Origin of the sequence: Gordoniibacillus kamchatkensis (assembly GCF_000829455.1) — a bacterium.
Classification (GTDB): Bacteria; Bacillota; Bacilli; order Paenibacillales; family NBRC-103111; genus Gordoniibacillus; species Gordoniibacillus kamchatkensis.
Window position 1 is genome coordinate 52642 of the sequence record NZ_JXAK01000039.1, and the last position, 20125, is coordinate 72766.

At 48.6% G+C, this 20125-nt stretch carries 17 protein-coding genes, 2 pseudogenes and 2 riboswitches; of the genes and pseudogenes, 8 read left to right on the forward strand and 11 right to left on the reverse strand.

Going from position 1 to position 20125, the window contains the following annotated elements; translation table 11 throughout:
• Positions 1-589: 589 nt before the first annotated feature.
• The 3 genes from SD70_RS20765 to SD70_RS37085 form a co-directional block, all read right to left on the reverse strand.
• Positions 590-1147 carry a hypothetical protein gene (locus SD70_RS20765; protein ID WP_041049412.1) on the reverse strand — a complete coding sequence of 186 codons (558 nt, stop codon included), beginning with the start codon at positions 1145-1147 and terminating at the stop codon, positions 590-592.
• A 229-nt stretch (positions 1148-1376) separates the two neighbouring features.
• Positions 1377-2204, reverse strand: a complete 828-nt coding sequence (locus SD70_RS36235) for a response regulator (RefSeq protein ID WP_156158119.1) — start codon at positions 2202-2204, stop codon at positions 1377-1379.
• A riboswitch (cyclic di-GMP riboswitch) is annotated at positions 2176-2261 on the reverse strand. It overlaps the preceding gene by 29 nt.
• Before the next feature lie 225 nt (positions 2262-2486).
• Positions 2487-2717: a hypothetical protein gene (locus SD70_RS37085; protein ID WP_197081102.1), complete on the reverse strand. Its 231-nt coding sequence runs from the start codon at positions 2715-2717 to the stop codon at positions 2487-2489.
• Between the two features lie 652 nt (positions 2718-3369).
• Between SD70_RS37085 and SD70_RS20780 the strand changes: the two genes are divergently transcribed.
• From SD70_RS20780 to SD70_RS20790, 3 genes and pseudogenes are all read left to right on the forward strand, one after another.
• Entirely contained in the window at positions 3370-4458 is a 1089-nt protein-coding gene (locus tag SD70_RS20780; RefSeq protein WP_231571356.1) for a GerAB/ArcD/ProY family transporter, read from the forward strand.
• Positions 4459-4464: 6 nt separating this feature from the next.
• Positions 4465-6015, forward strand: coding sequence for a spore germination protein (locus tag SD70_RS20785; protein WP_082053538.1), 1551 nt, complete (start codon positions 4465-4467; stop codon positions 6013-6015).
• Positions 6016-6020: 5 nt separating this feature from the next.
• A pseudogene (locus SD70_RS20790) lies at positions 6021-7165 on the forward strand (Ger(x)C family spore germination protein).
• A gap of 179 nt (positions 7166-7344) precedes the next feature.
• Here SD70_RS20790 and SD70_RS20795 read toward each other — a convergent pair.
• The gene (locus SD70_RS20795) at positions 7345-7662 is read right to left on the reverse strand and encodes a hypothetical protein (RefSeq protein WP_041049415.1); all 318 of its coding nucleotides are present in this window, start codon (positions 7660-7662) and stop codon (positions 7345-7347) included.
• A gap of 233 nt (positions 7663-7895) precedes the next feature.
• On the opposite strand from SD70_RS20795, the gene SD70_RS40460 reads away from it, so the two are divergent.
• The 5 genes from SD70_RS40460 to SD70_RS20815 all read left to right on the forward strand — a co-directional run bounded on the left by SD70_RS40460 (position 7896) and on the right by SD70_RS20815 (position 10544).
• Positions 7896-8006 carry a helix-turn-helix domain-containing protein gene (locus SD70_RS40460; protein WP_394297998.1) on the forward strand — a complete coding sequence of 37 codons (111 nt, stop codon included), beginning with the start codon at positions 7896-7898 and terminating at the stop codon, positions 8004-8006.
• Entirely contained in the window at positions 7957-8193 is a 237-nt protein-coding gene (locus SD70_RS37090) for a hypothetical protein (RefSeq protein ID WP_052487703.1), read from the forward strand. Before SD70_RS40460 ends, SD70_RS37090 begins: the two co-directional genes overlap by 50 nt.
• A 282-nt stretch (positions 8194-8475) precedes the next feature.
• Positions 8476-8559: riboswitch (cyclic di-GMP riboswitch) on the forward strand.
• A gap of 78 nt (positions 8560-8637) precedes the next feature.
• A complete protein-coding gene (locus SD70_RS20805) occupies positions 8638-9354 on the forward strand; it encodes an EAL domain-containing protein (protein ID WP_041049438.1) in 717 nt (238 codons plus the stop codon).
• A 45-nt stretch (positions 9355-9399) separates the two neighbouring features.
• The gene (locus SD70_RS20810; protein WP_041049416.1) at positions 9400-9753 is read left to right on the forward strand and encodes a hypothetical protein; all 354 of its coding nucleotides are present in this window, start codon (positions 9400-9402) and stop codon (positions 9751-9753) included.
• Positions 9750-10544 carry a GGDEF domain-containing protein gene (locus SD70_RS20815; RefSeq protein WP_041049417.1) on the forward strand — a complete coding sequence of 265 codons (795 nt, stop codon included), beginning with the start codon at positions 9750-9752 and terminating at the stop codon, positions 10542-10544. The genes SD70_RS20810 and SD70_RS20815 overlap by 4 nt, the downstream gene beginning before the upstream one ends.
• A 146-nt stretch (positions 10545-10690) precedes the next feature.
• Here the strand turns inward: SD70_RS20815 and SD70_RS20820 are convergent, their stop codons facing one another.
• The 7 genes and pseudogenes from SD70_RS20820 to SD70_RS39345 all read right to left on the reverse strand — a co-directional run bounded on the left by SD70_RS20820 (position 10691) and on the right by SD70_RS39345 (position 20076).
• Complete coding sequence (locus SD70_RS20820; RefSeq protein ID WP_231571362.1) at positions 10691-11794, reverse strand: GerAB/ArcD/ProY family transporter; 1104 nt, start codon at positions 11792-11794, stop codon at positions 10691-10693.
• Positions 11795-12043, reverse strand: coding sequence for a hypothetical protein (locus tag SD70_RS20825; RefSeq protein WP_041049418.1), 249 nt, complete (start codon positions 12041-12043; stop codon positions 11795-11797).
• Between the two features lie 10 nt (positions 12044-12053).
• Entirely contained in the window at positions 12054-13232 is a 1179-nt protein-coding gene (locus SD70_RS20830; RefSeq protein WP_041049419.1) for a Ger(x)C family spore germination protein, read from the reverse strand.
• A 4-nt stretch (positions 13233-13236) separates the two neighbouring features.
• Positions 13237-14817 carry a spore germination protein gene (locus SD70_RS20835; protein WP_041049420.1) on the reverse strand — a complete coding sequence of 527 codons (1581 nt, stop codon included), beginning with the start codon at positions 14815-14817 and terminating at the stop codon, positions 13237-13239.
• Between the two features lie 130 nt (positions 14818-14947).
• Positions 14948-16669, reverse strand: coding sequence for a methyl-accepting chemotaxis protein (locus SD70_RS20840; RefSeq protein WP_041049421.1), 1722 nt, complete (start codon positions 16667-16669; stop codon positions 14948-14950).
• A 96-nt stretch (positions 16670-16765) separates the two neighbouring features.
• On the reverse strand, positions 16766-17320 hold the full coding sequence (locus SD70_RS20845; protein WP_052487704.1) for a GGDEF domain-containing protein: 555 nt from the start codon (positions 17318-17320) through the stop codon (positions 16766-16768).
• 432 nt (positions 17321-17752) lie between these two features.
• Positions 17753-20076 (reverse strand): annotated as a pseudogene (locus SD70_RS39345) (VirB4-like conjugal transfer ATPase, CD1110 family).
• Between the last annotated feature and the right edge of the window lie 49 nt (positions 20077-20125).

Sequence of the window (20125 nt, forward strand, 5' to 3'; positions counted from 1 at the left end):
TTTGTTGGCAAACCAAAACAGAGGGGGAGAGCGACAGCCAACACTCCCCGGCAAGCAGGAAGCACAACAAAAAAGACCTCGCCGCAGAGCGCGCCAACGCTCGATTGCGACCAGGCCTGATTGTAAAATTTGAATATAATCTTGCCAATTAATTCGCCGTTTGCAGTTATGAGCAATAGGGATACATCACCTTCACCCTCTTTCTCACCTGGCAACACCGTGCGAGAAACTATGCGGGCTATGATGTTTGGCGCTGCCCTATGCTTGGTTCAGCTTCTTGGCGTTCGGGATTTAGCCAACGCCTGCATTGACAAAATAAAATAGCGCCGTAATCCTTTCCGCTGGGTAGCAGGGAAAGAAACGACGCTTGATAAAGAGTGACCACAGAGTTTTCTTGTTGCTACTGCTGCACTGTCTGTCCACGTTATCATCATAGCACGAAATATGTGCATATCGTGTGCATACTTCGTGCAAAAAAAGGGCAAATCCGGTGCAGCATTTGGTGCATGTTCGATACAATTCTGGCGCTCCAATCCTTAAATTTGCATAACTGAGGCAAATCTATGCACAATGCATCTTCTGAATTCATTCAATCTGCTTGAGACGACTCCAAATCCAACAAAACTGCCCGATCTTTGATTTTCATATAGATTTTGTGTAAGATCCGCTTCCGATGATAGAAAAATGCGCGACGGGACAGTGCCAGGCGGCTCATGGCGTCTGAAAGCGCCAGATTATCCATATATCTCAACCGGACAAACTTGCTTTCTTCCGGGTTGAGAGCCGAGAGAGCGTAGTCGATTAAACCGATTCTGGACAGCAACAATGGGATTTCATGTTCAGTGATTTGTATGCGTCGAATGAGCGTTTGCAATACCGTTTCCAGCTTTCTGCCTCTACTATGAGCCGCAACCATATGCAGGGTGCGTGTCAATTCCGGAATGTAAGTGAGTTCGGATTGAACATACTTCAATCTTGCTTTCCAGTCCTTATAGGACTTCAGCCATGATTCAACTTTCTCGTAGGGAATGGGGACTATGTCGGCGACATCACAACTCCCTCCTTGCTGCGCATGCTTTCTTATAGTTTTCCGCCAGTTTGGACGGTCAATCGACCTCGTTGTACATTGTTCACTCTCCATTTCCATCGTCATCTACCCTTCTTTTCTATTTCGCAGAAGTTGACAAGGTACTATTTTCACAACCTTCGCTACTTTTTTACGACTCTCACCTCCGGTAAAATTCTCCTAAGAATATCCATCTGCACCTATCATTTTACCTATAAAGTGATTAAATATGGAGGGTGATTTTTTCATCACGCTATCATTTCTAAAATTGTCGAATAAACGCAAAATGCCTCGAATCGAGTGTGAATCGCTAGCACGTGATCCGATTTTGCCGATCGTACAAGCCTCTTCGTTTCGCTTTTTCCGCTGCTTCATGAACGGAACAAACGTTGAATTTTCGATTGATATTACGAACGTGCGACTTCATGGTATTAGCTGTGACGCCTAGCAACTCTCTAATCATCGGCTGTCTATAGCCCCAACCGATCAACTGCAAGATCTCTTTTTCAGTGGGCGTCAGCATTCGATGTAATTCCTTCCGCTTAACAAGCCCAATTTCATTACGGATAATGGATGCAACATCGGCATGAAGAGAAGATTGCCCTCGATAGGCTTCCCTTACGGCATTTGCGACATCCGCATAGTTGATCTTGGTAATATAATTGATCGCCCCGGCTAGCACAGCTTCCACAATGATTTCAGGCTCATAGAGGGAGGTCAAGATAATGATTGGCATCGTTTTAATTTTCAGAACTTCGGAAATTGTATGGAGTCCATCCTGTTGCGATGAATTTAATACCAGATCAAGGATCATTTCGTCTAAATCCAATTGCGCGCTGGCTCGAATGGCTGATTCCTTATCTGTTGCAATATGAAATATATTCATATCCGGCTCTGTATTGATCAGCCCCGCCGTCCGTTGTTGCCAAATGGGGTCGCTGTCCACCAGCAATACTTGTATCCTGCCTTCTTTCCAACGAACGACTTCATCAACTTCTACGGCATAACTTGCACGCTCCTCCATCTTTTCATCACCTCGTTGATTGTTCTGGAAAAACGAAAAGACACGTACCCTCGAAAGGCCGTGCCTTTTAACTGACAACATAAGAGAGGGTAACCCGGCGATCATTGCACGCATGCAGAAGACCCGTGGCTTTGCGTCCCAGTCTTTCGAACTGGTTTGCCATTTTCCTGTCGGAACTTGTACGTCATTTGTTATAATGCCCCATGTCCATTGTTGTCCTTTTCGTCACCTCGAAGCATACTCTGGAACTCGCAGGGTACGAATGAAGATGCCTTGGGGCATCTCCCTTACATCTCAGTCATCTTTTGAATCACCCTTAACTGCTTTCGTTCTTGTAACCTTAGCAGCATGATCACCGCTTCCGCCCGAGTGGCCGTATGGTCCGGAACGAATTTGCTACCGTCGCGGCCGCGAGCGCCGTGCGGCCCCGCTTGCGAAAAAGCCGGTACATGCAACGCAGCGAACGGATATACTTCGCTTTGATTGCCTCCTGCTTGCTACAGCCCAGCTATAATCGCAGCCCTCCATATATTCGCCTTTGTACAAACCGTTGATCTTGTCGTACACCCGTTCATCCGGTTCCTCCGCCGACAAAATGTCGTCCAGCATCCCCTCGAATGTCGTCACATCGGCAACCCGCCCCATCCAGCCGGATCGCGAACCCGTTTTCGGCTTTGTCTACGCTGATGGGCACGTCATGCTCCTGCAAACTTCTCCGCAAGTAAGACAGGCAAGTATACAAATTTCGCCTTTTTCACATCGTACCCCGGCCAAATCGACTCAATGATGAGCGAGGTATCCGCAGGCGTCCCTTCGTGAGGGAGTTTCCTCGCCGCCTCCATGCCCGTCATGCCCGGCATATGAATTATCCAGGAAAACGGCGTCCACAGGCGTATTGCCCGAAGCGGATTCACAAACCTTCCGACAACTTCGAAATCCCCAATTTGACCGTTTCCAACAGATTGAGCGCATCTTCTTTCATCATCCGCGAGCTACACACGAATCATTGGGCTTTCCTCCTTTGGATGCCTTATGGAAAGACACCTGTAACACACAGTAATAAACTATCCATTCCTATACAATACTGGACAACCATGGACACACTACGGACATATTCGACAGAAAATGTCCAATTCCTTGCCTTTCGTCAGCTTCCCCTATGAACGTCGTCGTCAGCTCTCGCTGTCGATCGACTGAATCAAAAGGCTCTACGTCTATTCAGGCACGATGTTTTCGCAAGGGGGAAATGGGATAACATAAGAAGAGGTTCCTTCGGAAAGTGGTGACAACTATCGCATCGGTCAATCATAAAATATCGTTGCTGCAAGGATATATGCTGATCCTGATGGCGATCGGCATTCTGAATCACGTCATTATTATCCCGCTTCTGCTGACTGCTTCCCAAAGAGATGCCTGGATATCCGTTTTAGCCGTATTGGCAGTATCGCCAGTCTGGATCGCCTGTTTATCTTATATTCTCAAAAACATGAACGGGACGCCGGTCAAAACCTGGTTGTATCGTCATTTCGGCAAACTGCCTGCAACCGGTATGCTCGTTTTTTTCACGATATATATGTTCGTAATGGGCGCCATTTCGCTAAAAGACACCATCACATGGACGATTGCCTCCTATTTGCCGCAGACGCCGGCTTTGGCGTTAGTACTTGCGGGAGTCGGATGCAATCTATTGGCGGCATATGCCGGGTTGCGCGTGATTGCAATCGTCACCGGCATTTTGCTCCCGGTTGTGATCGTGCTCGGCGATTTTGTGATGACAGCCAACTACAAGTATAAGGATTACAGCCTGCTGTTTCCGGTCTTCGAGTTCGGGTGGGAGCCTGTATGGAAAGGCGCATTATATGCGGCTGGGGGGCTTTTGGAGATCATCTGCATCCTTTTTTATCAGGAGCATTTATCCAAACGTCCTCGCTTCGGCACTCTCATGCTGGTGAATGTGCTGCTTGCCGGATTGATTCTGGGACCGCTGATGGGTGCCATCGCCGTGTTTGGACCTGCTGAGGCGGCAAATCAACGCTACCCTGCATACGAGCAATGGCGTTTGGTTCAACTCGGGCAATATATTTCGCACCTTGATTTCTTCTCCATCTACCAGTGGCTTTCCGGCACGTTTGTTCGCGTCTCGCTGGCCCTGTTTCTTATGGTTGACATTTGGAAACCGGGCAAGCGATTGCCGTGGCTCATCCTATACGGCGCGCTGATGATCGTTGTCGTTGTGCTGCCCGTGAGTGATGCACGGTTCCTCGATTTTCTTGGGAGCGTGTTTTTCCCGGCGTCTGTTTACTCTGCTTTGGGCTTGACGGCATTGTTTGTCGCGAAAATCTGGATTTCCAACAGAATGAGGAGGTGAATTCCCATGTTCAAAAGGGGGTTGAGGCCGTTTGTTTTCAAAAAATCTGTCGCCGACTCTTTTCAACCATCCCCTTCAACTTCCGAACGGCCAGCCGTTGAACTGGCCGATGCTTCAGTTATTTTAAATTTGTTCAATCGTTGCGCCGATGTCAAGCATCATACTTACACCTTGAACGCACTGGAGGAACGTTCAACCGTACTATTCGTCTTCTGCGAAGGGATGAGCGATAGCCAACATATGATTCATGAGGTGGTGCTTCCCCGTTTGCAACGTTTTTATGAGACATACGGCTTTACGGACGCGGGCATGCTTCAAACGGCGAGTCAGCTTCAACTGGAACGTCTGCCGGATGATAATTGGCAACGGAAAGCAACACAACAGGTGTTTGAAGGCAAATTGCTCATGTATATTCCTGCGCTTCAGATCATCTGTTCCGTTGATATTGCCAAGCTTCCGGCGAGAAAACCGGAAGAATCAAATGTCGAAGTCTCCGTTCGGGGAGCCAAGGATTGTTTTGTGGAAGAGTTGGCCACCAATGCCGCGCTCATCCGCAAACGGCTTAAATCGCCTTCGTTAGCCTATGAGCAAATGGTGCTTGGCGAACGTACGCAAACCCGGATCGGATTGATGTATATGTACGATATCGCCGATCCAAAGGTCATACAGGAGGTGAAACAGCGCCTGCAGAAGATAACGATAGACGGAGTATTCAGCGCTACGGAACTTGAAGAAATGATTGAACCGACATGGGCGTTATTTCCCCTTATGGCGTATACCGGAAGACCCGACTTTACCGTCAACTGCTTGACGAACGGGCGATTTGTTATATTGGTGGACGGAACGCCGGCGGCATTAATTGGCCCGGCTAACTTAATGCTCCTGATCAAAACGCCGGAAGACATTCATTTTACAGCGTTATCCTCAACGTTCGGACAAATGTTGCGGTTGTTAGGTTTATTCGTGTCGCTCATGCTTCCCGCATTTTGGCTCTGCCTGCTTTCTTATCATCAAGACCAGCTTCCATTTTACTTGCTGGCGACGCTGACCGTGAATCGTCTCGGGATCCCCTTATCCACCGGTCTGGAGATGTTTCTTGCGCTCATTTTTCTTGAAATGTTGCGCGAGGCCGGCGTTCACCTTCCTTCCTCTATCGGTTCGACACTTACCGTTGTAGGAGGCTTAATCTTGGGCGATGCAGCCATTCGAGCCGGAATTTTGTCGCCCGGAATCGTGATCATCGGCGCGATCACGCATGTATTCGGCGCAACACTTACCAATCAGGCGTTAGGAGGTGCGGTGAGCATACTGAGAATCATACTGTTTATATTTTCTTGCATATTCGGTTTATACGGTTTTTTTCTCGGCGTATTTTTGTTGCTGGTTTTGCTGGCGTCTCTTCAGTCTTTCGGGGTTCCGTATCTGGCCCCGATGTCTCCTCCGTTTTTTAAAGATTTACCGCATGCTTTGTTTCGGTTGCCATTAGCGTGGAAGAGAAAGCGTCCGGAGATGCTTCATACGATTGACGATACAAACCGGGGAGAACAATCAAAATGAAAGGCATGAAAATAACAGGAATCTTGATTGCTTTACTCGTCATCACGACCGGTTGCTGGAATATTAAGGAAATTCAAAATATTAGTTATGCAACCGCCATCGGGTTCGATTATCGTGACGGAAAGTACATTGTGTATTTGCAACTTATTGATTTTTCCAGCGTCGCCAAGTTGGAAGGACAACAAAAATCGAGGGAAGCACCTGTATGGGTCGGTAAAGGAACAGGCGCATCGTTTACGGAGCTGCAAACAATTTATATGAGACGTCGCAACAAAGAGTGTTTTGGGGTCATGTTTCCACGCTCGTGTTCAACGAACACATTCTGAAACAGAATAAATTTCAAGATGTATTGGATTTGCTGAACCGTTACAGGGAAATCCGCTATTTGGTTTGGGTTTTCAGTACCAAAGAATCGATTGAAGATATTTTCAACTCAACTCCGTTCTTTAATGAGTCTCCGATGATGTCCATTTTGCACAATCCGGAGGACCAGTATCGGCAACGATCGATCATTTCACCGATCAGGTTGTATCAATTTGTCATGACGCTGAAAGAAGATTCGCGGATGAGTTACCTGCCTGCTCTACGGATTGAGAAAAATCAGTGGGAAGTAAGCAGAAAAACGCATCCGTTGTTAGAATATGCAGGTATAACCGTGTTTTGGAACAATCGGTACCATGGAGAATTGGATCCGGACGATTTGCAAGGATTGCCTTGGATGCATAAAAAGACGGTTCGCGTGCCGCTTTCTCTCGAACGTGAAAAATCGTTAGCGGCTGTATTGGTCATGGAGAAGCCAAAAGTGCGCATCAAGCCGTCTGTTCAAGATCTTCGCGTTTATTTTGACGTCGAGCTAACGGTAAAGGCAGGCATTAACGAATTGCATCAGGAAATGTCCGAGAAAGAATTGATCGACCTGGCCGAACGAAAGATTGAAGAACAAATTCGCCATACTTACCGGAAAGGCTTTGAGCGGAAGGTTGATGTTTATAATCTGGGCGAGTCGTTGTTTCGACGCTATCCCTCGGTATGGCACCGGATCGAAGACGAAAATCATTTTGTGCTGCATGAGGATTCTTTACGAAACATACGAATCCATGTTCAACTGACCAATACGGGAAGGTACAAGTTAAAGCCCAGCCAAACCTAGATGATGAATCTAAAGAAATTCCGATGTTCAAATCATGGATTCGCGGCGCGATTGATGCATCCGATCATTCGCGCTTCCACGTCGGCAGCAATGCCGTAACCATTTTCAACTTCATTGAAGATACTCCGGAATACAAGAATATAATACGTCCATCAAGCATTCTTTCTGAAGACAACCTCCTATTCCATTTCGGACAATTTCGTATCGGATTCCATCCATAGCAGTTCCTTGAACAAAAAAGCAACAAACTCTTCTTCAAGTCCCATGTTCCAAGCTGTCGCTATACATTCGAGCAGTTGCTCCTTGCTAAGCAGCCTCGTGGCAACCCTCCCCCTTATTTCTCGCATTCCATTCTCAGTCTGTTGACTTACGTTTTCCAATAATCGAGTCAGTCTTGTAATCTCCTTAGAAAGCTGGACCACTTGATTATGGCTCAAGCCGATTTCCTGCCGTTTCCCAAACAATACAGTCTGCGCAGCGATCATGACATGATGCATGACTTCTGACTCCTTTTTATCGAATATTGGCTTAAAGGAATTTGTGACAAAATAAACTCCGTGGAAAATTATATCGCAAAGATTTTCAAGGTACAATCAATTGAATAGACTGTAGTTTAAGAGTACTCCATCCCTCTAACCGCTTTGACTACACTTTACTATAGAGAGGGGTTGTAAAAGACGACATGGCTACTTTTGCGCAAATCGTTGGAGCAAAAATTCGCTTACACCGCATGGAGCACAACTTGACGCAAGAACAACTAGCCGAAACGATCGGCATGGCCGCGACATATCTTGGACAGATTGAACGCGGCGAAAAAAAACGTCAAACTTCAAACGATTGAAAAAATTGCTTTGGCATTACATATGAGCGTATTCGATTTATTCAGTGACGAGAAAGAGGCCAATCTGCAACAAAAAAAATGGTTATGGGCCAGCATTCTCTTATTGCTCAAACACAACGATGCTAAACAGCGACAAGCGTATCGTATTTTACGGGAACTGTTGGAACCGGCAACCGAAGATTTGTAGAGAAGTGATTCAAGCTATGAAAATGCAAGCGTTTGGGACGATCAGGACCAACCGCTTACTTGCTTATCTACCGCGATTCTCTATGATAAATGGCAAATGAGGTCTTTACCGATCTTCGGATAAATACGGTTCCTTAGGAACACCTGTTTGGAAGGAGTTGGCGCTTTTTGCGCGAATTATTGGGTATAAAGAAGGATTTTGTCGTAAATGATCTAACTTTATTCAAAAAGGGGGGATCTATTTGTAGGTCCTCAGGCTGATCCCTTTCTTTCAGGATCATAAAAAACGAAACGGCAAACCCATTGAAAAATGGGGGCGCAAAACTTCAGGCCTAAGGATGATATCTATGGTAGCTGGGTTGCCGAAATGATGCTTCCGAGTTCAAAGCTGCCCCAAATCGGGGTGGCTTCTTATTTTGATTCTCCAGCAAAGGGAGTAGCCTCGATGCCGAATATTGAACAATTAATTGTACAAAACGATTTTTATCATGTGTTCCAGCCCATCTTGGGGTTTCCCGAAAAGAGAATCCTTGGTTACGAGGCCCTCATTCGCAGTAACTCCAACATGAATCCGGATCTTTTATTTCAGCGCGCCATGGAGCAGAACAAGTTGTTCGAAGTCGATTCTTTTTCAATTTTGCAGGCGATTTCAGCCTACTTCGAATTTCCGGGCTCACGGGAACATAACCTGTTGTTTATCAACATATTCCCTTCAACTTTGGTCTCGCCTTTATTTATCGACTTACTCGACTCCCTTGTCGAGCGATTCGAGCTATTTAGAAACCAAATCGTATTTGAGATTAACGAGTCCATTTATGAGGGCCTCTTATGGAAAAGCGCTTCTTTCAGAGATGCCGTCCGTTTGCTGCGCAAACTGAATTTCCTGATAGCCCTGGACGATGTAGGAGATGGAACAACATCTTTTCGAAATATTGTGGACGTCTCGCCGGATTTTATCAAAATCGACCGATTCTTCGCCTCTGACTTGAGTACATCCAGGAAAAAACAAAAAGTTGTCGCGCTGTTTGCCGAGTACTGCCATGACGAGGCCAATCTGATCCTGGAAGGAATCGAAAAGGAAGAGGATTTGGATACCGCGCTGTCATTGGGCATCAAGATGGGACAAGGCTATTTATTCGGTAAACCGAATCGGTTAACGTAAACGGTCGAACGTGAAGTCTCACCCGAACATGAAGGAGTAATCAGGATGCAGGATAAACTGAACTATTTCCGGAAAGCCATGCTCTCCTTGAAAATTTCAGAGTTTGAAGTTCCGCCTATGCAGGATTTGTTGATCATCGGGAAAAAAGCCCCGATCGGGCCGGAAGCGGTAAAGCGAATGGCGCAAGCGATATCACCAGAGCAATTTACAATCGTTAAACTGGAGCACGCCAAAATTGAAGCGGTGTTGATTCGGAACTCCCTTCTTCAAATGTTGGACGAACGTTTGCTGATGCAGATCATATTGGAAGAAGCGGACCGGTTGATCAGCGACAACATGGTTCTTCGTTCCGAACTGAAAATATCGGTATCGGTTCAGCGGGAGGTGGAGTTGCAATGAAGGTGGCGGAATTCATGTCAGCCCCGGTCTATACGGTTTCAGCGGAACGGAGCGTCCAGTACGTGTCCGATATGATGAATGAACTGAAAATCGGTTCGCTGGTCGTCACGGATCATGGAACAACTGTAGGGATTATTACGTCGCGGGATATCCGATCTTCCCATCCCAATCGCATTGCGGCCGACGCGATGACCCCAAACCCGGTCAGCATTTTGCCTGACCAATTTGCTTGGGACGCAATAGAAACGATGGAACAGAACCATATTGAACGCCTTCTTGTCGTTCATGAAGATCAGGTAATTGGGATCGTGACCCGCGAGAAGCTTCAAATCAAATTGAACCAACTCGTTGACCCTCTAACGGGACTGTACCGTGCACCTTATATCCAACATATCGGCGAACATTTTCTGAACCGTCGCCAACAATTCCGTTTGCTCTTTATTGACCTCAATAACTTCGGTGAAATCAACAAATTGCATGGGCATCCGGTAGGGGACGATTTTCTTGTCGAGTTCTCCAATCGCTTGCGTGCATTAACGAACGAACAGGATTACGTATGCAGGTATGCAGGGGATGAGTTTATTGTGATTACTTGCCGTAATGAATACGATGGCTTGCAATTAGAAGATGCCCTTTCCCAACCCGTCGTCATTCAAAACGTTACATTGTCCGCATCGGTGGGAGTCATCAACGGCTTTCTCGTTCCCGACTTTTTTTCGCTGCCTTTTCGAGAGCTGATAAGCAGAGCGAGTCTTCTATCCACTTCTTTGAAACAGAAATCTGTTGTATGATGGGGAAATCGACTTTTCGCCAATCTTGAGAGCGGTAAAAAGCGTCAAACATTCTGACACGCGTCCTAAGCGTAAACGGAAGGTTGGCGCTATTATATTGAAACGGATGTTCATCCGATCGGAACGTGTCCGACTGTCTCCGCGATTCAATCCTGCAAATTTTTCTTCCCCCATTGTCTTCTGATCCAGGCCAAACCGAGCAGCGCCGCGGGAATGCAAACCAATACCGTCAATGCCGAAAAAATGATCGAAGTCGATAAAGCGTGCGTCAACTCCTGCAGGTTGGGCGCGACCCATACGCTCATTAACAGCAGCAAAAAGCCGACAGGGAATACGATCGGCTGATATTCACGAAGGTTCATCCATTGAGCGGCGCCCATGGCCGTCACATAAAAGAAAACACATATTTTAACAAATGCGCCCAACACCCAAATAGCCATAAAAAGCGATTCCAGATGGGTAAAGAAATCGGCCAGGTTGATGTATCTGGCGACAATCAGAAAAGGATAATTATAATTTCCCGTTAGTTCCCCCAATAGCAGCAGCGTAACCAGGTTAGATGACACAAGCGTCACAATGACGGCCAGCAAAGTTATCGCCATGCTTTTTTTCACTTTTTCCGCACGGTTTGCAAATGGAATTAAAAACGACACAGTCAGAAATTCGCTGAACCATGCTTGCAAAACAACCGAACCTGAGAGGGAAGGCCCGATACCTTCTCCCATGATCGGCAGCATCTTCAGAATATGAAGATCCGGAAGAAGGGGGATGATCAGAAGCAGAAAGAGCATCGCAAAAACAGGGATAAATACATCGGCAAATCTCGCGATGATTTCCACGCCGCTGCGAACCACAATGGCACAAACGAGCACCATGCTTCCAGATACAACCAGCAACGGCGTTTGAACAAGAAACGCTCCGACTACAAATTCGCCGTATTCCCGCACAATGACGCCGCCTAAATATAAATAGTATAACAGAATAACCAGCCCGAACACTTTCCCCAGCTTTCGACCTAAAATACGTTCGCCTGCTTGAACGAGATTCTCGCCCGGAAACAATCGGTGAATGCTCAGCGCAATCCAGATCGCAATAACCCCGCTGAACGCCCACATCGGAGATATCCACAAATCCTGCTTGGCGAATTGATACGTAATCGCCGGCGTGCTTAAAATAGCCGTCGGAGTTACCGCCAAATAGATCATTTTCCCGATTTGCGGGGCGGATATTTTCCCATTTTCGATCACCATTCACCCGCTCCTTTGCACGGTGAGCTTCTCCAGCAAGTTTACCAGAGGTTTGTAAATAACATCCATCCACTGCGTAGGACCCGGCATTTGGGGATTAATAACAAGCAAGATCGCCAATATCGCCCCCAATCCGGTCAGGACGCCATAAGCCGTCTTCTCCCTCTTGGTATAAGACGGCATGGCGCGCCAATCATGCAAAATCATTAAAGCGAGCACTGCGGCAACGCCCAGCAATCCCCCCCATATCATGATCCAATCATCACCTCTGTTCCGGCTTGAATATGCTTTTGTTGGTCAAGCCGGGACGGACAACTTTGACCTTAGCTTGTACGTTGATTTCCAGATTGGAATAAAGATCGTCCCAGCGACCCTTGTTTCGATTCCACTCCCTCGGGTACTTCCGATAGAAGGCATCCGCAAAGTTGAAAATATCGGATTTCATCTCTTTTTGCGCGCGTCTTAGCGCCATTTGAATGCGGCGTTTAATATCGTCTTCCAATTCGCGCTCCAGCTCGTTCATATGATCCGGCAAGGAAAGATCAAACTCCGATGTATTCTCAATGATGTCATCCCGCGTCTCGATCCGAACCGTGAGGCTCCACTTGCTTCCTTCAATGTGCGGGATCAGCTCCGTACGGCTTCTTAGCAATTGAAGCGAAACAAGTCCCTTGCCTTTGCCCGGCGAAACGGTTACCGTCGCTTTTTTCACTTCGTTTCTCAACCACATGATTCCCCGCGTCTCGGCATCGTTCATACGCCCGATCATCTTGCCGTTTTTCAGGACTGCCGTGCCGTTAATGTGAGCGAACGCGGCCTGTTTTCCATCGCCAGGCTTGATTTCTACCCAGGGAATGACAGCCGACCTGGATCTTCCCGCCATCATCTCCGCCAGTTCTTTCATCGTAATATTCAGCCCGGTTTCATTTTCTGCCATTTTACGTAAAGCTTGCGAAACCGAGCGTTCAATCGGCGGATCGAGCTCCAGTACTTCCTTGGCGGGACTCTGGCTGACGAAAACATTGGCCCGCTCCCTCGGAATCGGATGTCTCGTCAAAAATTCCATCGGTTCGGCTAGTCCTTCTTTCGCCAGCCGCTGACCGAATACGAACACTTCGTCCTGGCCCCAAAACACTTTGCGGCTTAACACTTGCTGCAAATGGGATTCCGCATCGGCCATCGATACACCGCGGGAGGAACGAAGGACCGACTTGCCGGAACCTCCGCCGGTGTCTGAAGAAAAGCTGCCCGATTGTTCGGAGGAAGAGGGCGATATCAAATATTGCTTAACGGAGAGTTCCAGTTTCCGATCTTCCGTCAAGTCCAATCCGCCGGCCGTAAGAATCGCCAAATCGTTAACTTCGGTACGGTCCCAACATCCAGACAGCAACAGCACCGAAACAATCGGGATGACCACTATCCATGTGCGCCTTGCTTCCATCTTATCAATCTCCTGATTCCCCTTTATGCGGGCCCGGGCGTTGACCGTGGGGCTGCCTTCTGGGATTCCACGCCCCCGTCATGTGGGGACGTTTGGTCATGAGCCAGCGCGGAGCGCGCCAGAGCACATCGTTCAGGCTGCGCCACTGCATCGGGGCCAGCGGGGCCATATACGGAGCGCCGAACGAACGCAGTTTGAACAGGTGATTCAGAATAAGAATGCCCCCCATAATCAATCCAAGCAGTCCGAGAAAACCGGCAAGCACCATCACGGGGAACCGCAGCAGTCTGATGGCAATGCCGACGGTAAAACGGGGAGCCATAAATGACGCGACGCCCGTAATGGCCACGACCATTACCATCGGCGCAGAAACGATACCCGCAGCAATGGCCGCCTGACCGATGACCAGCGCTCCGACAATACTGACGGCGGTGCCGATTTGCTTCGGCAGCCGCGCTCCGGCTTCGCGCAGCGCTTCAAACATGGATTCCATCAACAATGCCTCGACAATGGCTGGAAACGGGATTTGTTCCCGGGATCTTGCCATCGTAATCAACAAAGCGTTCGGTATCATTTCCTGATGGTAAGTAATAACCGCAACGTAAAAGGACGGTCCCAGCAAAGAGATCAAGAAGAACAAATAGCGCAGCCAGCGAATTGCGGTACCTACAACATACCGCTCGTAGTAATCTTCCGGCGACTGCAGCAAGGAGTAAAAGGTGATCGGCGCGATTAGCACGCTGGGCGTACCGTCGATTAGCACAACGACATGTCCTTCGAGCAAATAAGCGCTTGCCACATCCGGCCTTTCGGTGGAGAGCAATTGCGGGAACGGGGAGAACGGGTTGTCCTCGATCAGTTCTTCGATGTACACGCTCTCCAAGATGCCGTCGATCTCGATTCGTTGCAGACGGCTCGTCATTTCTTCCACCAATGAGGGGGCTGCAACCCCCTCCAGATAGGCGAGCGCAATCTGTGTACTCGTATATTTCCCCATGCTCATCGTCACGATTTTGAGATGGGGGGTTCGGATTTTACGCCGCAACAGAGCCGTATTGGTGCGAAGCGACTCGATGAACCCTTCCCGCGGTCCGCGCAGAACCGATTCGGCGGACGGCTCATCGATGGCCCGTTTTTCCCATTTCGGCAAGCCGATCGCCAGTCCGTGAGGCTCACGTTCCATCAGCAATACGGGATTGCCGCCGGATATTTCTTCAAGCACCTTGACTATCGTATCCACCGGTTTTATCGAGGAAACGGCAATTTTTCCGCGAATGTCTGCCAGCGTGAAGTCCATAGGGAAATCCTGTTGCAGCGGAGCGAGCACATGTTGATCCACTTCTTCGATATGAGCCAGACCGTCGATATAAACGAGCACAGCCTCCATGCGGTTGCCTATGCAGAACTCGTGAAAAATCACGTCAGAACAACGGGTATACAAGCGCTGAAGCGCCTGAACATTTTCGGCCAGGTTTGCGGAAAGAGCCTGATCGAGTTGCCGATTTTCTTCCTGATGAGCAAAGCGTTCGGCCTCGCGCTGATTGGAGCGCGGGCCGCGGCTACCAAATCCGTTCGTTTTCCCCATGGCGATCCCCTCATGTTTCATTTCCATTTTATTGTTGGCAATTTATTCCGTTTTTAATCGGTGTCGGGGAGAGGAAGCACACACCAAAAAAATCCCGATCTCCATTTGATGAGGGGATCGGGACTTGCACTCAAACTTTGAATTTGCCGACTAAGGCTTTCAGGGAATCCGACATTTCGCCAAGCTGGCGAGCGGTTTGCAGCATTTCCTGGCTCGTGGCCGCCTGCTCCTCGGTCATGGCCGCAACCTCTTCAGTGAACGAGGCGGTTTCTTCCGTAATCTTCGTAATTTCCCGAATGGAACCTTCAATCGCTTTGCTGCCGGCGGACATCTGTCCCACAGAAGCGGCAACCTCCATGACTTGAACGCTCAAGTTGTTCACTTCGTTCATAATGGCCCGGAACGACTCGCTGGCTTTCATCATGGCCTGAACGCCATCCTTGACGCCATGACTGTTCTCATTTACTTTCTGGACGAGTCCGTTAATGCCGTTCAACATCACTTCGATGGTTTCATGAATCTCAAGGGTCGAATGCGCCGCTTGGTCCGCCAGCTTGCGGATTTCACCGGCGACGACGGCAAACCCTCGGCCTTGTTCCCCGGCTCGCGCCGCTTCGATGGCGGCGTTCAGCGACAACAGATTGGTTTGATTGGAGACGTCCTGAATATATCCGACCACATCCCGAATTTTCTCAGACAGCGATGCCAGTTCCGCGGCGGAAGCTTGAATGTCGGAAAATGTTTCTTCGATCTGGCCGATTTTTTCCGCATTTGCCTGCATTTCGCCGGCATTCTCCGTCGCGACGGACTGGGCTCGCCTGGCAAGGTTGGAAACGTCGGTTGTCGTGGCGGCAACCTGCTCCAGTCCCGATACCGTCTCCTGCAGAATCGCCGACATCTCTTCCGTCTGGGATACTTGTTGCTCCGCTCCCTGCGCTACGCGCTGGACAGATTCAGAGATTTGATCGGCGGCTTTGTAGCTCTCGTCTGCGCCAACCTTCAACATGGATGAGGAGCGTTCCAATTCCTGGGTCTTCCCTTGAATATCTGCGATCATGCTCTGAAGACTGGATAACAACAAGTTCGTTTGATCCGCCAAGTCCTTCGTTTCGTCTTTGGTTTTCACTGTAATTCGTTTCGTCAGATCGCCGCCGGAAGAGGCAATTTCGGCGATGGCGTTCCCGACTTTGCGTACGTTTCTGGCCGTCAATGCGCCGGTGAAGAAAGACGAGATAACCGAAACGATAAGTACCAGAAACAGGGAACCGTACAGTTGCAATCGGAGTTGACCGTTTTTCTTTTCGAGCGCCGACACCCGATTCAACGTGAGCTGTTTTTCGATGGAACGGAACGACGAAAGCTGCTCGCGCAGGGCATCCATATCCTGCTTACCCGGATCGTCCTGGAAAAATTGCTGAAGTCCCTTGTTGTCATTGGCCTTTTTCAAGGCAATCACTTTCTCGCCGGCGTTTTGAATCCAATGTTCCACATTTTTTTGAATGGCTTTCAAGTTGTCCTGTTGGCTTGGATTGTCGGCAACAAGCTGGAAAAGGGCCTCATAGTGCTTCTGCCAATTGGTTTTGCCGTTGTTGTACGGGTCCAAATATTTGTTTTCCCCGGTTATAATAAAACCTCTTTGACCGGTCTCCATATCTACCAGATCCTTCTCGATGGACTGGGCCAGGCTATGTACTTGCATATCATGATCCGTAATGAATCTCGTTTCTTTCTGGAAGGAAGATAGTTGCCGGGTTACGCTAAGAATGGCGAATACAAAAAAAATGACGACGACCAGAAAGCCAAGGCCGATTTTATTTTGGATGCGGTTTAGACGAATGGGTACAGTTTTCATAAATTTGAGCGCTCCTTGTTGTAAGTTGAATTCAGAATCGGATTAACGTAAAATGACTTTGTTCAAATCGTTTAGTCTTTGTCTGTAATGCACATGTCAATCATTGTGTTGGCTGAATTTTTGCTTGTACATTCTCTTGTCCGCCATTCTCATGAGCTCGCCAAGATCGGCGCTCTCGTCGGGACAAACCGCATAACCGACAGAAAGATACACGTGCGTCTTCAATTCCCCCAGCGATATCGACAGCGCACTGCCAAGACGTCTCTGGAACGCTCTGGCTCCTTCTTCGTCGGTGTACGGCACAATGACTACAAATTCATCGCCTCCCCATCGTGCAACATAGTCGTATTTGCTCGTTGTTTTTTCAAGCAGGTTTGAAAGTTGACATAACACACGATCTCCGGTTTCGTGGGAGTATGTGTCGTTGATATACTTGAAGTTGTCTACGTCAACATAGAACACGATCAGTTTTTTTCGCAGCCTTTGAGATCGGCGAACCAGTCTGGGGAAAACGCGCTGAATGAAGCCGCGATTATACGCCCCGGTCAAGTCGTCTCTATGCGAGAGCCGCAACAGCGTATCGAACCGCTTACCGCAAAAGTAACCCAACGGCAAAAAGACCGCGAGCGACATGGCCACGGCCTTATCCACTGCCTCGTAAGCATGCTTAATATAAATGAGCAGAACAGCGACAAGAGAGATAACGAAAACGACAGCCGTAACGCGACCGATTTGTACATAAACCCCCGGCTACTTCAACGCTTTGGAAAGCGTCTCCAGAACTTTCTCCCTCTGAAACGGCTTGACGATAAAATCCGCGGCTCCTCCGTTATGATCACTCTCAGCATCATTCTCATGAACGCCGTATCGTCCACAATCATAATTTTGGCCATGACAACCTCCCTCATACCAATGCTCTCAAAGGCCTATGATTCCAAACTTATTATACTCGAAATTGGCACATATTTCATAGTCCGCCGTTTAAAGAATCAGACCATCCGTATTTTTTGTCGAGATCATAGTTATTCATTGGCAAGAAGGGGCTGACCTCAACAGAGACCAGCCGCTTCTCGCCACTTACTCCTATTCACCAGGCTTAGTTGTCATCAAGCTGTACAATTTTGTGTGCCGCGGGAACTTGTCGGTAAACGGCACAAGGGAACTACCTACCTTAATCAGTCCATTCCCTGCGTCAACATTGGTAATATAAGAGAGTTGCAGGTCTGAAATATGGAGAAGCTCGGCAAGTTCCATCCGATCGGTGCTTGCCTGATTCAGCATGACAATGAACTCGCTGTTTGCCAACATCGTGCGGGCTGTATGGCTTTGCAGCAAATCATCCACGTTTTGCGTAATGCCCGTACAAAAAGCGCCATACTTTCGGACGCGCTTCCAAAGCGTGAACAGAAAGTTGGCGCTGTATTCATGCTGGAACAGAAGATAGATTTCGTCGATAATGATAAACGTATTTTTGCCTTTAACCCGATTTTGCGTAATCCGATTCAGGATGCTGTCCAGAACAACCAGCATGCCGATCGGGAGGAGCTGTTTGCCCAAGTCGAGAATGTCGTAGCAGATGAGCCGGTTATGGACATTGACATTGGTCGGCTTGGCGAACGTATTCAAACTGCCGGAAGTAAACAGCTCGATCGCAAGCGCGATGTCCTGCGCTTCCGGCTCCGATTGCTTGAGCAATTCCGCGCGAAAGTCCTGAAGCGTCGGCGGCTGTCCCTTATAGTTGCTCTGCAAATACTTCCTGTACACGCTGGCGGTACAACGATCAATGAGCGACTTTTCTTTGGCTCCCAGTTGATACCCGCCAATCAATTGCTCGCAGAGCGAGAGGACGAATTCCGATTTGAGAATAATCGGGTTGCTCCGTCGCCATATTGCCGGTTCATATCCATCGCATTGATATGGTTGGGCGAGGTGGCGGATATATGAATCGTCTCGCCGCCCATTGCGTTCACCAGCGCGGAGTATTCCCGTTCCGGGTCGATCAGGATAATATCGTCGTCGCTGGACAGCATCTGGTTGACGATTTCCCGTTTCGCGGTAAAGCTTTTGCCGGAACCGGATACGCCGAGGATAAAGCTGTTTCCGTTCAGCAATTGTTTGCGGTTGGCGATGATCATGTTTTTGCTGATTACATTTTGTCCGTAGTAAATGCCGCCCGGATGCACGATTTCCTGTGCCCGAAACGGAATAAAGACAGCCGTGCTTTCTGTCGTTAACGTCCGCAGAGCGTGAACCTTCCGCAAGCCGTAGGGGAGCACCGTATTCAGGCCGTCCATTTGCTGATAGGTAAGCGTGGAAAACTGGCACAAATGCTTGCGGGCAGTTGTGAGCAGCGCCTCCGTATCGCTGTCGAGCTGCTCCTTGCTGTCCGCAATGTGGACCATCGTCAGTAGGCCGAACATCATCCGCTGATCGCGGGTGGTCAAGTCGTTCAGAAATTCTTTGCTCTCTTTGCGTTGCTGCTCCATATCGTAAGGGACCACGGCAGAAAAATTGTTGTTCCGGTTTTGTCGCCGCTGCCAGTTGGTGATGTTCGTCTCCACGCCGAGCAAACGGCTCTCCACTTCGCGAACGGCCTCGTCGGTCGGAATCGGGATGATATCCAGCGACAGCAGCAAATTCCGGTTCAGGTCGCAAAGCTCGGACACCATGCTGTCCTTAATATAGCTGGCGTATTCCCGCAGAAAGATGACGCGGCCAAAAAAGTTGCCCATCCGAAAATGATCTTTTTCAAACTCGAATGAATCCGGGCAAATGTAGTCCTTGAAATCATGCCCCTTGCGCATTGTTTCGGACAGATGGAAACGAAAATCCGCTTCCTCGCCGATCCGGAAGAAATCATGGAAAATGCGCAGACGATCGGTTGCATCCAGTTCGATGCACTTGGAACCGAGAAGGGAAAAATGCGACATCAGTTCGTCTCCGACTCTCGCGAAGTATTGACGGGCTTCTTCCACATTTTTCTTGACGACCGAAATGGTAACGTACTTTTCCTGAATTGTACCGTTCGCGCCGATGGCCTTTGCGAGCAACATCTCGTTGTACTCTTGCCGGTACACATCGAGATGGTCTTGCCGTAGCGGAATCAGAATCGAGCTTTCAAAGTCGGCCCGATTCAGACGCCGGTTATGGATTGTAATTTTCGTGGTCGCTCCGCTGTCAAAGGAATTGAGCAGCTCGGAGTAAGACAAAAACATCGCTTCCTTGTCTTCCTTGGACGCTACGGCGTAGTTGATATCCTCAAACCGGTACGATTTGGAGAACTTGTTGCCGACAAAAAAAATCCCGTCCGGCCAGAGGGCACGAATCGGGATGACTTGCTGAACGCCTTTCGGGATAACAAATCGTTCCTTGTCCTGCTTGATGATGCGTCTGAGCGTTTTAATCACGGCGCTTCATCCTTTCCTGCTCACGATACTGCATGCTCTTTTTCAGCGC

What these genes read in the sequence shown, in the direction of transcription:
- SD70_RS20765 (WP_041049412.1), bottom strand. Translation starts at nt 1,147, where the DNA reads ATGGAAATGGAGAGTGAACAATGTACAACGAGGTCGATTGACCGTCCA.
- SD70_RS36235 (WP_156158119.1), bottom strand. Translation starts at nt 2,204, where the DNA reads ATGCGTGCAATGATCGCCGGGTTACCCTCTCTTATGTTGTCAGTTAAA.
- SD70_RS20785 (WP_082053538.1), top strand. Translation starts at nt 4,465, where the DNA reads ATGTTCAAAAGGGGGTTGAGGCCGTTTGTTTTCAAAAAATCTGTCGCC.
- SD70_RS20795 (WP_041049415.1), bottom strand. Translation starts at nt 7,662, where the DNA reads ATGCATCATGTCATGATCGCTGCGCAGACTGTATTGTTTGGGAAACGG.
- SD70_RS40460 (WP_394297998.1), top strand. Translation starts at nt 7,896, where the DNA reads ATGGAGCACAACTTGACGCAAGAACAACTAGCCGAAACGATCGGCATG.
- SD70_RS20805 (WP_041049438.1), top strand. Translation starts at nt 8,638, where the DNA reads ATGCCGAATATTGAACAATTAATTGTACAAAACGATTTTTATCATGTG.
- SD70_RS20810 (WP_041049416.1), top strand. Translation starts at nt 9,400, where the DNA reads ATGCAGGATAAACTGAACTATTTCCGGAAAGCCATGCTCTCCTTGAAA.
- SD70_RS20815 (WP_041049417.1), top strand. Translation starts at nt 9,750, where the DNA reads ATGAAGGTGGCGGAATTCATGTCAGCCCCGGTCTATACGGTTTCAGCG.
- SD70_RS20820 (WP_231571362.1), bottom strand. Translation starts at nt 11,794, where the DNA reads ATGGTGATCGAAAATGGGAAAATATCCGCCCCGCAAATCGGGAAAATG.
- SD70_RS20825 (WP_041049418.1), bottom strand. Translation starts at nt 12,043, where the DNA reads ATGATATGGGGGGGATTGCTGGGCGTTGCCGCAGTGCTCGCTTTAATG.
- SD70_RS20830 (WP_041049419.1), bottom strand. Translation starts at nt 13,232, where the DNA reads ATGGAAGCAAGGCGCACATGGATAGTGGTCATCCCGATTGTTTCGGTG.
- SD70_RS20835 (WP_041049420.1), bottom strand. Translation starts at nt 14,817, where the DNA reads ATGGGGAAAACGAACGGATTTGGTAGCCGCGGCCCGCGCTCCAATCAG.
- SD70_RS20840 (WP_041049421.1), bottom strand. Translation starts at nt 16,669, where the DNA reads ATGAAAACTGTACCCATTCGTCTAAACCGCATCCAAAATAAAATCGGC.